The 13,072-nt window shown below is 74.4% G+C and carries 12 protein-coding genes; 4 read left to right on the forward strand and 8 right to left on the reverse strand.

What is annotated here, in order from left to right; all coding sequences use genetic code 11:
• Positions 1-123: 123 nt before the first annotated feature.
• From DKT69_RS01140 to DKT69_RS01150, 3 genes are read right to left on the reverse strand one after another with little or no spacing between them, the layout of a single operon-like run.
• Positions 124-426 carry an antibiotic biosynthesis monooxygenase family protein gene (locus DKT69_RS01140; protein ID WP_201749425.1) on the reverse strand — a complete coding sequence of 101 codons (303 nt, stop codon included), beginning with the start codon at positions 424-426 and terminating at the stop codon, positions 124-126.
• Positions 426-1,328 carry an SDR family NAD(P)-dependent oxidoreductase gene (locus DKT69_RS38795; RefSeq protein ID WP_109799751.1) on the reverse strand — a complete coding sequence of 301 codons (903 nt, stop codon included), beginning with the start codon at positions 1,326-1,328 and terminating at the stop codon, positions 426-428. Before DKT69_RS38795 ends, DKT69_RS01140 begins: the two co-directional genes overlap by 1 nt.
• Positions 1,313-2,371, reverse strand: a complete 1,059-nt coding sequence (locus tag DKT69_RS01150; protein ID WP_109799760.1) for a methyltransferase — start codon at positions 2,369-2,371, stop codon at positions 1,313-1,315. Before DKT69_RS01150 ends, DKT69_RS38795 begins: the two co-directional genes overlap by 16 nt.
• 163 nt (positions 2,372-2,534) lie before the next feature.
• On the opposite strand from DKT69_RS01150, the gene DKT69_RS01155 reads away from it, so the two are divergent.
• The 3 genes from DKT69_RS01155 to DKT69_RS38080 are packed head-to-tail and all read left to right on the forward strand — an operon-like array spanning position 2,535 to position 4,577.
• Positions 2,535-3,083 carry an anthrone oxygenase family protein gene (locus tag DKT69_RS01155; protein ID WP_236647243.1) on the forward strand — a complete coding sequence of 183 codons (549 nt, stop codon included), beginning with the start codon at positions 2,535-2,537 and terminating at the stop codon, positions 3,081-3,083.
• Entirely contained in the window at positions 3,080-3,835 is a 756-nt protein-coding gene (locus tag DKT69_RS01160; RefSeq protein ID WP_109799753.1) for an SDR family NAD(P)-dependent oxidoreductase, read from the forward strand. Before DKT69_RS01155 ends, DKT69_RS01160 begins: the two co-directional genes overlap by 4 nt.
• A 31-nt stretch (positions 3,836-3,866) precedes the next feature.
• Positions 3,867-4,577 carry a SchA/CurD-like domain-containing protein gene (locus DKT69_RS38080; protein ID WP_161557744.1) on the forward strand — a complete coding sequence of 237 codons (711 nt, stop codon included), beginning with the start codon at positions 3,867-3,869 and terminating at the stop codon, positions 4,575-4,577.
• Between the two features lie 285 nt (positions 4,578-4,862).
• Here DKT69_RS38080 and DKT69_RS01170 read toward each other — a convergent pair whose 3' ends face one another.
• The 5 genes from DKT69_RS01170 to asnB form a co-directional block, all read right to left on the reverse strand.
• Positions 4,863-6,356 carry a peptide MFS transporter gene (locus DKT69_RS01170; RefSeq protein ID WP_109799754.1) on the reverse strand — a complete coding sequence of 498 codons (1,494 nt, stop codon included), beginning with the start codon at positions 6,354-6,356 and terminating at the stop codon, positions 4,863-4,865.
• 149 nt (positions 6,357-6,505) lie between these two features.
• Entirely contained in the window at positions 6,506-7,339 is an 834-nt protein-coding gene (locus tag DKT69_RS01175) for a PadR family transcriptional regulator (protein ID WP_109799755.1), read from the reverse strand.
• Complete coding sequence (locus DKT69_RS01180; protein WP_109799756.1) at positions 7,336-8,160, reverse strand: DUF4097 family beta strand repeat-containing protein; 825 nt, start codon at positions 8,158-8,160, stop codon at positions 7,336-7,338. Before DKT69_RS01180 ends, DKT69_RS01175 begins: the two co-directional genes overlap by 4 nt.
• Before the next feature lie 128 nt (positions 8,161-8,288).
• Positions 8,289-8,930, reverse strand: a complete 642-nt coding sequence (locus DKT69_RS01185) for a thiaminase II/PqqC family protein (RefSeq protein WP_109799757.1) — start codon at positions 8,928-8,930, stop codon at positions 8,289-8,291.
• Positions 8,931-8,998: 68 nt separating this feature from the next.
• On the reverse strand, positions 8,999-10,873 hold the full coding sequence (gene asnB, locus DKT69_RS01190) for an asparagine synthase (glutamine-hydrolyzing) (RefSeq protein ID WP_109799758.1): 1,875 nt from the start codon (positions 10,871-10,873) through the stop codon (positions 8,999-9,001).
• A gap of 367 nt (positions 10,874-11,240) precedes the next feature.
• Here asnB and DKT69_RS01195 point away from each other — a divergent pair, with 367 nt between their 5' ends.
• Positions 11,241-12,980 carry an MFS transporter gene (locus DKT69_RS01195; RefSeq protein ID WP_109799759.1) on the forward strand — a complete coding sequence of 580 codons (1,740 nt, stop codon included), beginning with the start codon at positions 11,241-11,243 and terminating at the stop codon, positions 12,978-12,980.
• Positions 12,981-13,072 lie beyond the last annotated feature (92 nt).

The following is a 13,072-nucleotide window of genomic DNA, read 5'->3' on the forward strand; positions in this document are numbered from 1 at the left end:
CCCGACCTGCGTCAAGCCCTCGCCGCCATCGACCACCACGTCGACGACTACATCGCCCGCGCACGACTCAAAACCGCAGCCTGAAAACCTGACTCAGTTGTTCAGATTCTCGAACCCAAGGATCTAGGGGTACGCCGCGACGGTCTCCAGGATCTCGTACGGCGGCTGGCGGCGCGGGTCCTGGTAGGGGCGCAGCGGCGCGGTGGTGCCCCGGTGGGTGGCGCCGCCCTCCCAGTCCTGGAACGCGGCCAGGCTGGTCCACTCGCTCATCACCACGAAGCTCGCCGGGTCGACGGCGGAGCGCAGCAACTGGTTGCCGAGCAGCCCGGGCGTCCCGGCCAGCGCCCGGCTGACCCGGTGGTACGCGTCCCGCACCGCCGCGCCGTCGCCGTCCACCCGGTGCCAGAGCAGGATCCGGACGCTCATCACATTCCCCCGTCCACGGTGATGGTCTCCCCGGTGACACAGCGGGCGAGGTCCCCGGCGAGGAAGAGCACCGCGGCGGCCACCTCCGCGGCGGTGCCCGGTCGGCCCAGCGCCACCGGCGGGTGGGTGTCGGCGGCCCCCGGCGCCCGACCCGCCGTGACGGGCGGCGTGGGCGCGGCGGCGGGACCGAGGCCGTGCATGGCGGTCCCCACCCAGTGGCCCTGCGTCGCGCTGCCCAGCCAGTGGCCCTGCGGCGCGGCCACCGGCGCCTGCGGTGCGGGCGTCCCAGCGTTCGCCTGGTCGAGGGCGATGCGCCCGACGGCCACCGCGTTGACCCGGATGCCGTCCGGTCCGAGTTCCCGGGCCAGCGCCCGGGTCAGCCCGAGCACGCCCGCCTTCGCGGCCAGGTCGTGCGCCCGGGCCGGCCGGCCGCGCAGGGCCGCCGCCGAGGTCAGGTTGACCACCGAGGCGCCCGTCCCGAGCAGCGGCAGCGCCTCCCGGGTGACCAGGAACATCCCGGTCAGCGTGCCGTCGAGCACCCGCCGCCACTCGGCCACGGTCAGCGCGGCCAGCCGGGCCGACCCGCTCGCGGTGTCCGCGTTGACCAGCACGTCCAGTCCGGAGAGCTGCCGCCGGCACAGGTCGAGCAGCTGGGTCACCTCGTCCGGGTCGGTGACATCGGCCCGGACCAGGTGGTGCGGGCCGCCCCGCTCCTTGAGTCGGACCCGCAGATCCTCGACGCTCGCGACCTCCGCGCGGTACGCGGCCACCACCGTCGCCCCGGCTTCGGCCAGGGCCAGCGCGACGGCCCGGCCCACCTCCCGGTCCACGCCGGTGACCAGGGCGCGCCGGCCGTCCAGCCGTGCCGCGGCCCGCCCGCCCGCGCTCACGCCGGCCGGCATTCGAGCACCGCCCACCGCCCGGCCGTCGGCTCGCCGACCAGCTCGAAGCCGCCGGCCAGCAACAGCTCCCGCCACTGCGCCAGGTCGCGTTCCCGACCGCCGAAGCGCAGCAGCATGTCGATGTCGAGGAGCTTGCCGTGGTCCCACGCGTTCAGCGGCGCCAGCACGTGCTCCAGCACCAGCAGGCGCGCCTCGGCGTCGGCGCCGATCGCGGCGCGGATCCGGCGCAGGATGGCCAGGGCGTCCTCGTCGTCCCAGTCGTGCAGCACCGCCTTGAGCACGTACGCGTCGAAGCCGCCGGGCAGCTCGCCGAAGAAGTCGCCGGGCCGCACCTCGGCCCGGTCCGCCACGCCCCGGGCGGCGAACACCCCGGCCGCCACCTCGGCCACGTGCGGCTGGTCGACCAGCGCGCCATGCACCGCGGGATGCCGGTGCAGCAGCTCGGCCAGGAAGTGGCCCCGGCCGCCGCCGATGTCGGCCACCCGGGCGAAGCGCCCGAAGTCGTACGCGTCGAGGAACTGCCGGGTGGTGGTCGCGCTCATCCGGGTCATCGCCCGGTCGAAGACCGCGCTCACCTCGGGGTGCGCCCGCAGGTGGTCGAAGAACCCGGCGCCGAAGAGCTCCGGGAAGACCGGCTTGCCGGTACGCAGGCTGTCGACGATCCGCCCGTACGGCGCCCACATCTCCTCGGCGCCGTTGAACAGGATCATGTCCCGCTGGCTGTGCGGCACGTCGGCGCGCATCGCCTCGGCCAGCTCGGTGAGCGCGAACTCCCGGCCCTCCCGCTCGGCGAAGACGCCGACGGCGGCGGCGCAGCGCAGCAGCCGGTACAGCGCCCCCGGGTCGGTGTCGGTACGCCGGGCCAGCTCGTCGACCGGCAGCGGGCCGCCGGCCAGCGCGTCGGCGACCCCCACCTCCGCCAGCGCGTAGATGACCTGGGAGATGCGCTTGCCGCTGGTGAGCAGGAGGAGCCGGGCGGGTGCCGGCAACGGCGCGTCGCCGAGCCCGGCCACCGCCTGGGCCCCTCGCCAGTTGCTGTCCATGGGTTCTCCGTTCTCGCCGGGTGTGTGCCGGCGGACCGACCGGTGCCCCGGCCACCGACCGCCACCGGCGACGGTGCCGCCACGCGCTCGAGAACCGGTCAGGACGCGGTGGTGCCCGGCGCTCCAGTCGCCCTCCAGATCGGCTCCACCGGGGTGGCCGAGCATGGTCGCCGATCCGCCCGGCCGGGACGTCCGGGCGGCCGGCAGCCGCGGCGGGCCGCCGTGGCGGGGAGGGAAGGACGATATGACCTGGATATCGGGGCTGCTCGGGGTCTCCGCGCTGGTGGCCAGCGGGATCACCGCCGGGGTGCTGTTCGCCGTCGCGGTGAGCGTGCTGCCTACGCTCTTCGCGCTTCCCGCGGGCACCTACATCCGGGTGCACCGGCTGCTGGGCAAGGGCTACCACCCGGTGATGCCGATCGTGGTGAACGTCGGCATGGTCGCGGACTTCCTGCTGGTCCCGGTGGCGCTGGTTCGGAACAGCGGCAGCTGTCTGCTGTTCGTGGTCGCCGGGCTGCTCCTGGCCGCCAGCCAGTTCGTCTCGCACCTCGGCAACGTGCCGATCAACCGGCAGGTCAAGCGGGTCGACCCGGACGCCGTACCGGCCGACTGGTCGGATCCGCGGCCACGGTGGCAGGCGCTGCACCGGACCCGTACCTCACTGGCCGTCGGCGCGCTGGTGCTCAACGCGATCGCGGTGGTGACGCTGTGAGCGCCCCCGCCCATGCGGTCGACCTGCTGGGCCTGGCCGGGCGGCGGTGCCTGGTCACCGGGGGCACCCGGGGGATCGGCCGGGCGGTGGTGCACGCACTGCTCGACGCCGGCGCCTCGGTGCTCACCTGCCACCGGGGCGACCCGGCGGCGGCCGTCGCCCTGGCCGGGGCGACCGACGTACCGCAGCGGTTGCGGGTGGTGCGGGCGGACCTGACCGTGCGCGCGGACCGGGAGCGGCTCGCCGCCGCCTGCCGCGACGAGTTCGGCGGCCTGGACGTGCTGGTGAACAACGCCGCCGTCGACGGTGGGACGCCGTTCGCGGGGATGTCCGACGAGGAGTGGCGGCGGGTCGTCGACGCGGACCTGACCGCGGTCGCCGCCACCACCCGGGCGGTCCTGCCGCTGCTCGGTCCCGGCGCCTCGGTGGTCACCGTCGGCGCCGCGCTGGCGCTGCGCGGCGCCCCGGGCCGCAGTCACTACGCCGCCGCGAAGTCGGGGCTGCTCGGCCTCTCCCGCTCCCTGGCCAAGGAACTGGGCCCGACCGGGATCCGGGTGAACACGGTCGCGCCCGGCCCGGTCGCGTCGCCCGGTGCGGAGCCGCCCCCGCCGCTCGCCGCCCGGCTGCGCGCGATGGCCGCGCTCGGCCGGCAGGCCACCGCGGCGGAGGTCGCCGACGTGGTGCTCTTCCTCTCCGGCCGGCTCTCCGGCTACGTCACCGGCACCGTCGTCCACGTCGACGGTGGCATCTGACCAGTCCGACCCACGACCTGAAGGAGTGACCATGCCGTTCGGTGCCATCAGCTACGGAGTGAAACCCGGCCACGAGGACGAGATCGCGGCGATCTTCTCGGCCGGCAGCTTCCAGCGGGCCTCCTCGCCGACCCTGCGCGACCCGGCCGGCGCGGTGGTCGGTCGCCTGCTCGCCACCGGCCTGTTCATCCAGGACACGGACATGGTCCGGGTGATCCAGTTCGAGGGGAACGGCGCCGCGATCGCCCGGCACATGGGCTCCCAGCCGGGCGTGCACCGGGCGGAGCAGCAGATCGCGCCGTACCTCGCGGAGGCCCGGGACACCGGCACCGTCGAGGGCTTCTCCGCCCACTTCAGCCGGGCCAGGATGCGCCCGGTGCAGCAGCACGTCCGCCGCGACGACGTGGCCACCGCGATGCTCGCGCTGCGCTGGCCGGTCGTGCCGGACGCCGCGCCGGAGATCGGCGGCGCGCTGGCCACCACCCCGCCGATCTCCGCCGAGGACGGTCCGGTGCTGGCCACCGCGGCCTTCGTCCGGGACCGCACGCTGGTGCGGATCTACCAGTACGAGGGTGAGCTGGCGGCGGCGCTGGAGCACATCACCGGCTGGGCGGGGCGGGCGCTGGAGTGGGAGCGGCTGCGGCCGTACGTGCTGGGTCCGGTGGTGGCCCTGCCCGCCCCGATGCGGTGCATCTCCCAGCTCTCCGTGCTCAGCCTGCCGGCCGCCGCCCGCGGCGCCTAGCTCCTGTCCGGTCGGCCTCGTCGGACCACCCACCGCCCCGGCACCGCCCCCCGGTGCCGGGGCGGCTTGCCGTGGCCGCGTCGGGCGCCCCCACACCACCAGCCGCGCGCCAGATCGCCGAGACAGCGGCATGACCACCCCCGGACACCGCCACCTCGGGGACACGGAGTCGATCACGCCCGCCCAGCAGGCTGGAGCGCGCCGGTCGGTCCCGGCCCGGGGGCCGGGCGCGCCGACGCCCGCGCGAGGTCGCGCGGGCGTGCGGCGTGCGGAGCGCCCGGGGGATCAGGCTGCCGGGACGCCGGCGGTGAGCAGGCGGCCGATGCGGACCCGGCGGGCGACCAGCACCAGGCCGGCGGCGAGCGCGACCACGGCCAGCGCCGTGTAGTACGGCGGCTGCGGCAGGCTGGGGGCGAGCTGCCCGATCCGGCCGCCGACCGCGGCGCCCACCGCCGCGGACAGCCACCACAGCCCCATCATCTGGCTGCGGTAGAAGGCCGGGGCGGCGGTGCCGGCGGCGCTGATCCCGACCGGGGCGAGCGCGAGCTCCCCGGCGGCCTGGAGCAGGAAGACCAGCAGCAGCCAGACCGGCGACACCGGCGCCTCGGCGGCCGGCACCGCGACCACCGCCATCACCAGGTAGCTTGCCGCCACCAGGCCGAGGCCGAGCGCGAACTTCACCGGTACGCCCAGCCGGTCGCCGAGGCGTACCCAGAGCCAGGCGGCCAGCGGCGCCACGGCGAGGATGAACAGCGGGTGCAGCGACTGGAACCAGCTCGCCGGCACCAGGAACCCGAACACCTCCCGGTCGACGGATTCCCGGGCGAACTGGCTGAGCACCGAGCCGGACTGGGTGAAGATCATCCAGAACACGGCCGAGCTGAGGAAGAGCCGGATGAAGCCGTACACCCGCAGCCGCTCGACCGGGGTGATCGCCGGGTGCCGCAGCAGCCGCCGGAACAGCACCACCGGGACGCCCAGCACGGTCAGCCCGAGCGGGATCAGGGCGTGCTCGACGCGCAGCGTGCCGGCCAGCGCGTCGGCGCCGAGCAGGGCGGCCACCACGGCCACGAGGTATCCGGTCCGGCGGAACAGCCGCCGGCGCGCGGCCGCTCCGATCGGGTGCGCCGGGTGGGCGCCGACCTGTCCGAAGTGCCGGCGGCCGAGGGCGAACTGGAGCACCCCGGCGTACATGCCGACGGCCGCGGCGGCGAAGCCGAGGTGCCAGTCCACGGTCTCGCCGAGGAAGCCGGTGACCACCGGGGCGATCAGCGCGCTGACCTGGATGCTCATGTAGAAGATGGAGAAGGCCGCCTCCCGGCGGGTCACCTCGCCGTTGCCGTAGAAGTCGCTGAGCAGGACCCCCATGTTGGGCTTGAGCAGCCCGGTGCCGGCGATCAGCAGGCCGAGCCCGGCCCAGATCGACCAGGCGCCGGGCAGCGCCATGCAGGTGTGCCCGGCGGCGATGACGAGGCCGCCGTACAGGGTGGCCCGCCGGGCGCCGAGCAGCCGGTCCCCGATCCACGCGCCCGGTACGGCGGCGAGGAAGACCATCGCCATGTACAGCCCGAACAGCGCGGTCGCGGTGCCGACGCCGAGGCCGAGGCCGCCGTCGGCGCGGGGCGCCACCGCGTACAGGAAGAGGATCGCCTGCATGCCGTAGAAGCTGAAGCGTTCCCACATGTCGGTGAGGAAGAGGGTGACGAACCAGCGCGGCAGGCCGGCCAGGCGGCCCGGCGCGGTCGTCGGCGCCGGTGGCGCCAGTTGGATCCGTGTCATCGATGCGTCCTCCGTGGCCGGTCCGGCGCGGGAGGCGTCCCGCGCCCCTGTCGGCGGAAGGCTCGCACCGGCGACTCGACGGGGACTGGACGGCTGCTCGACGGCGGTGGAGGGCCGGCGCGCGCGGACCCGGCGGGCGCGGCGGTGGGTCAGACGCCGACGGCCCGGCGGATGCGGACCAGGGCCTCGCCGAGCGCCTGGCGGCACTCCTCGATGGCGTGCGCGTCGGCGGCGTTGCCCTCCTGGAGGGCCCGGCGGGCGTCCTCCCGGAACCGGTCCACCATCTTCTCGACCTGGCGGGCGTTGCGCCCGAAGGCGAAGTAGTCGCTCCACTCGTGGCGCCACTCGGCGCCCCAGGAGAGCGCCTCGCGCCACTCCCGGGGGCCCCAGTCCTCCGGCCCCGTCGCGTGCCGCTCCGGCTCCGGCGCCGCCGGTGCGCGCTCCGCGTCGGCCAGGCCCGCCGCGGTCCGGTCCTCCGCCGCGGTCCGGTCGGACGCCTCGGCCTCGGTGCCGGTGGGTTCCGGCCCGCCGGCGGTCGGCTCCGGCTCGTCGCCCCGACGGAACCAGCCGCGCCGGTTCTCCGGGCTCCGCACCCGCCGGCCGCGCCGGGCCTCGGCGCGCAGCCCGGCCGCCTCGGCCCGGATGTCGGCGTCGGCCTCCCGGGTGATGTCGGCGATCGAGCGGTCGATCTCGCGGGACAGCTCGTCCAGCTCGGGTGCGCGGCGGCGGAGTTCCTCCTCGCCGCCCGAGGTGATCCGGTAGACCTTGCGGCCGCTCTCGTCGACCTCCCGGGAGACCAGGCCCTCGGTCTCCAGCCGGGACAGTCGCGGGTAGACGGCGCCGGCCGAGGGGGCGTACGTGCCGGCGAAGGTCTCCTCGATCAGCTTGATCACTTCGTAGCCGTGCCGGGGCTGGTCCCGCAGCAGGGCGAGCAGGTAGAGCTTGAACTGCCCGTGGCCGAACGGGGATGTGGGTGCCCTCATCGCTGCTCCTCGGTCCCGATGGCCGGTGCGGGTGCCGCCGGTGGCGGGGTGGGCGTGCCGGATCCGGCCTGCCGGACCAGCGCGACCTGACCGGAGACCGTGGTGCCGCGGACGCGGACGGCGTGCGGCGCGGTGCCGCGGCGCAGCCGCAGCCCGACGGTCGCGCCGCCCTCGCCGGAGGCGTGGCTCTCCAGCCCCGGCGTGCCGTCGGGCAGTTGGGTGACGACCGACCCGCCGTCGGTGGTCAGCTCGACGTCGAGGCTGGCCCCGGCGTCGTCCGGCACGCCGACCAGCAGCGGGCCGGAGACGGCGGCGAGGTCGAGGGCGACCGGCTCCCGGCCGGTCACCACGGTCACCTCGCCGGAGACCGTCTCCAGGTGCGCGTGGCCGGTGCAGCCGCGGGCGAGGATCCGGGCGGAGACGGTGCGGGCGCGCAGCTCCGGGCCGGTGCGGTCCACCACTATCTCGCCGTTGAGGCTGGTCAGCCGGGTGCTGCCGGAGAGGCCGACGGCGATGATGCCGGCGCCGACGGTCTCCACCTCGACCTCGGTGCCGGCGGGCAGCGCCAGCGCCAGGCGGCACCTGCGTCGGAAGGCCGGCGGGAAGTCCCGCCACCAGGGCCGGTGCAGCCCCTGGTCGTGGCGCAGTTCCAGCAGGTCGCCGGTCAGGCTGACCCGCAGCGGCGGGCCGTTGAGGTCGGTCAACTCCAGCAGCGGGGGGCCGCTGGTGAGGTCGACCTCGCCGCCGACGACGCGGATCCGGACCCGTCGGGCCGGCGGCAGCTCGAGCCGCTCGCCCTCGCGTACCTGCCACTCCTGCACGCCACACTCCTTCGGGCCGACCGCCTGTCCGGAACCAGCATACCCACTATCGCGATAGTGTGACGCGCTATATCTCATCAAAGGCGACGGGGCGCGTGGGACCACCCACGCGCCCCCCCGCGGTCGGCTCAGGCGGTCCGGGGCAGGCCGGCGTCCCAGAGCCGCAGCTCGAACTCCGCGGCCCGGGCGAAGAGGGCGGCGAGCCGCTCCCGCTCGTCCGGCGTGGCGTCCGCCCCGACCGCGTCCGCCCGTTCCAGCGTGGCCTCCACGATCGGCAGGTACGCGTCGTGCAGCAGCGTGTCGATGAACTTGCGGTACGTCCGGTCCGGCGAGCCGCGCCGGCGCAGCTCCTTGCTGAACTCGGCGTGGAACCACATCCGGGGCAGCGTCGCCACCACCACGTCGGCGTACGCGCCCGTGTGCGCGACGGCGGTGATGAAGTCGTCGTACGCGGGATCGACGGTCTCGCCCGGCTCGGCCGCCTTGCCGCCGAGCATCCGCAGCACCGCCACGCTCTTGCCGGTCGCCGAGTAGCTGGAGCCGATGGCGATGCCGGCGAAGTGCGACAGGCCTGCCAGCTCCGGCGCCCGGGCGGCGAGCAGGGCCTGCGCCCGGGCGAAGGTGCCCAGGTGGACGATGTCGGCCCGGATCAGCCGGGCGAGGTCCGCCTTGGGCAGCGTGCCGTCGCAGATGCCGACCGGTACGGGGTGCGCCAGCAGCGCGTCGAAGCTGGCCTCGCCAGCGGCCCAGAGTTCCTTGCGAAATGACATCTCGTTCCTCTCACAGCGGTACGGGTCGCGGCCGGCGCTCGCCCGGCCGCCGGGACTCCGGTGCGCGGTCAGTCGTCCAGGTCGAGCCGGACCCGGTACATGCCGAGCCAGGAGTTGAGGGTGAGCACCTGCTCGATGTGGGTGCGGTTGACCCAGGCGATCGGGCCGTTCGCCAGCTTGGCCGGGGAGTCCAGCAGCCGCCGGGCGGCGGCGACGTCGACCAGGGCGTGCGCCGGCTGGCCCGGGTCGTCCAGGATCTCCCGCAGCGACTCGCTCAGGTAGCGGGTGTAGAGCGGGTCCTGGGTGACCGGGAAGGGGCTCTTCTGCCGGTCCAGCACGTCCGCGGGGAGCAGGTCCAGCCCGGCCGCCCGCAGCAGCGCCTTCTCCCGGCCGTCGTGGCTCTTGAACGCCCAGGGCGCGTTGAAGACGTACTCCACCAGGTCGGGGTCGGTGTACGGGACGCGTACCTCGAGCCCGACCGACATGCTCAGCCGGTCGTCGCGGGTGAGCAGGTGCTGCAGCCAGCGGGACAGGTGCAGGTGGGTGATCTCGCGCATCCGCTTCTCGGTGCCGGTCTCCCCGGGCAGCTGCGGCACCTCGGCCAGCGCCTCCCGGTACCGGTCGACGCTGTAGGTCTCCAGGTCCAGCAGCTTGAGCAGCCCCGGGTCGAACAGTCCGCTGCCGAGCCCCGGCCCCTCGCAGAAGTGCTGGTAGAAGGCGATCCACGGGAAGGCCTCCCGGTGGATCAGCTCGGGCACCCAGGCCCAGTGGTAGCCACCGAAGACCTCGTCGGCGGCCTCGCCGCAGAGCGCCACGGTGGCGTGCCGGCGTACCTGGTCGAAGAGCACCCAGAGTGAGGCGTCCATGTCGCCGAGCGGCGTGGGGCGGTCCTGGGCGGCGATGGTGCGGCGGCGGATCTCGGGATCGGCGAGCCGTTCCGGGGTGATCACCACCGGGGTGTGCCGGGAGCCGACGTGCTCGGCGACCATCCGGGCGAACGGCGCGTCCGGGGTGTCGCGGACCTCGTCGGCCCGGAACCGCTCCGTGTACCGGGTGAAGGTGACCGAGAAGGTCTGGATCGGCTCGGCGCCGCGTCGGGCCCGGGCCTGCGCCGCGAGCGCGGTCATCACGCTGGAGTCCAGGCCGCCGGAGAGCAGCGATCCGACCGGTACGTCGGCGACGAGCTGGGCGTCGACCACCTGCTCCAGCTTGCCGCGGATGGTGTCCACGGTGGTCGGCAGGTCGTCGGTGTGCGGCCGCGAGGCCAGCCGCCAGTAGCAGCGGTGCCGGACGCCGGTGGCGTCCACGGTGACCACGTGCCCGGGACGGACCTCCTCGACCCCGGCGAAGACGGTGCGGCCGGGGGTCCAGACCTGGGTGAGGATCTCCCGCAGGTTGTCGGTGTCGGCGCGGGCCTCGAGCAGCCCGGTGGCCAGGATCGCCTTGATCTCGGAGGCGAACAGCAGCTGCCGGTCCGGAGTGCGGTGGTAGAAGAGCGGCTTGACGCCGAGGTGGTCGCGGACCAGGACGAGCTTCTCGGTGCGGACGTCCCAGACGGCGAAGGCGAAGATGCCGTTGAGGTGGGTGCCGACGTCCTCACCCCACTCCAGGTAGGCGCGGAGCACCACCTCGGTGTCGCCGTCGGTGTGGAACCGGTGGCCCCGCCCGGCCAGTTCGGCGCGCAGCTGCCGGTAGTTGTAGAGCTCGCCGTTGTAGCTGAGCACGGCGAGTTCCCGACCGTCGGCGTGGGCCGTCATCGGCTGGGTGCTGGCGGCCAGGTCGATGACCGCCAGCCGGCGGTGGGCCAGGTGGGCGTGCGGTGCGGTCCAGAGGCCGTCGGCGTCCGGGCCGCGGCAGGCGAGGGTGCCGGACATCGCGGTCACCGGTGACCGGTGGGTGGGCAGGGTGCGTTCGAAGTCGACGAGACCGGCGATGCCACACATGCGCGTGCTCCCCCTGAGTTCGTTGGGCCGCCCGGGTGACGGCCCGGACGCCGGACGCCCGGCGGGCGCGGGCCGGCGGGTGGCGTCGCCCGCCGCCGACCGGCTGATCCTCGGGCGCGTCGCTCGAGTCCCGCTCGGCCCGCAATCCAGGGGGTGTTCGAGCGGGCGTCGACCGGGGCTTCAGCGCCGACTGGCACAGTCGCGACTGTCTCGCGACACTCGCGACCGGTCGCCGCGGACGGCGTTTTCGCAGGTGACGAACGACTTTCCGTCACTCTCTGGAACCGTCTTGACCTGTTCCGCAGTTGCGATATAGCGTGACTGGCCGAGAGAGTTGTATCGCGATATCCCCGTCGAAGGAGTCGTCATGACCGACAACAACGCCCAACCCCGGGTCGGCACGCGGCCCGAGGCGCCACCCGACCGCCGGCGCTGGCTGGTGCTGGTCATCCTGCTCGTCGCCACCTTCATGGACCTGCTCGACGTGACGATCGTGGCGATCGCCGTGCCGTCGATCCAGCAGGACATCAGCGCCACGTACACCGCCGCCCAGTGGGTGCTGGCGGGTTACTCGCTCGCCTTCGCGCTGCTGCTGATCACCGGCGGGCGGCTCGGTGACATCGTCGGCCGGAAGCGGATGTTCCTGCTCGGCATGGCCGGCTTCACGCTCGCGTCGGCGCTCTGCGGCCTGGCCCCCAACCCGGAGGTGCTCATCGCCTCCCGGGTGCTGCAGGGCGCCATGGCGGCCATGATGGTGCCGCAGGTCATCTCCTCGATCCAGGTGATGTTCTCGCCCAGGGAGCGGGTGGCCGCGTTCAGCGTCTACGGCGGCGTCGCCGGCCTGGCCACGGTCAGCGGGCCGCTGCTGGGCGGCCTGCTGATCAAGGCGGACCTCCTCGACCTCGGCTGGCGGACGATCTTCCTGATCAACGTCCCGATTGGACTCGCCGCGCTCGTCGGCGCGCTGGTGTTCATGAAGGAGCTGCGCACCCCGCACGCCCTGCGGCTGGACCTCACCGGGGTCGGCATCATCACCGTCACCATGCTGCTGCTGGTCTACCCGCTCATGCAGGGCCGGGAGAAGCACTGGCCGACCTGGATCTTCGCCATGATGGCCGCGTCCGCGGTGGGCCTGGTGGTGTTCGCCGCCCACCAGCGGCGGCGATCCGCCCAGGGCGGCTCGCCGCTGGTGCCGATGGAGCTGTTCAAGGAGAAGGCATTCGTCGGCGGGCTCCTGGTGAACCTCGTGTTCTTCGCCGGAATCGTCTCCTTCTTCCTGGTCTTCATCATCTATCTCCAGGCCGGCCTCGACAAGTCGGTGCTCGCCGCCGCGATGGCCAACCTGCCCTGGTCGGTCGGCATCGCGCTGGCCAGCGGCGCCTCGTTCCAGCTCGCCCCGAAGCTCGGCCGGACCGTGTTGCACATCGGTACCGCGCTGATGACCGCGTCGATGGTCGCCATCATCCTGACCATCCAGTTCGTCGGCACCGACGTCTCGGTCTGGCACTTCGTCCCCAGCATGTTCGTCGGCGGCGTCGGCATGGGGCTGGTCGCCCCGCTGCTGGTGGACGCCGTCATCTCCGGCGTACCGCACCACGAGGCCGGCTCCGCCTCCGGCGTGCTCAGCGCCGTCCAGCAGGTCGGGGGCGCGCTGGGCATCGCGCTGATCGGTGTGATCTTTTTCGGCCTCCTCGGTGACCGGGCGCAGGGCGTCGCGGAGGCCAACACCGCGCCGATCCGCGCCGCGCTGCAGTCCGCCGGCGCACCGGTGGACGCCCAGCGCCAGGCGGTGGACGGCTTCGTCCGGTGCTTCGTGGACCGGTCCGCGGAAGAGGACCCGACCGCCGTCCCGGTGAGCTGCCGGAACACCGACCAGGCGGCGCCCGCGGCGGTCACCCGGGCGTACGCCGAAGCCGCCACGGACGCCCGGCGGGAGTTGTTCAGCGACGCGATGAAGCTGACCGCCTGGTACAACGCCGGCGTCTTCCTGCTCGCCTTCCTGCTGGTGTTCAGGCTGCCCCGCCGGATCAACGTGCACGCCGAGGCCGAGGCAGGCCTCGACGAGGACGCGCCGGCCGACCCGGCCGACTCCACCCGCGTCCACTAGGGCCTCCGCCCTCGCCGCCGCAGGTGGCGGCCGTCCAGACAGGCCGGTGTCGGGGGCCTGCGCGCCCCGCGCGGTCCCCCCGGGCTCCCGAC

This window comes from Micromonospora sicca (assembly GCF_003172935.1).
Taxonomy (GTDB): Bacteria; Actinomycetota; Actinomycetes; order Mycobacteriales; family Micromonosporaceae; genus Micromonospora; species Micromonospora sicca.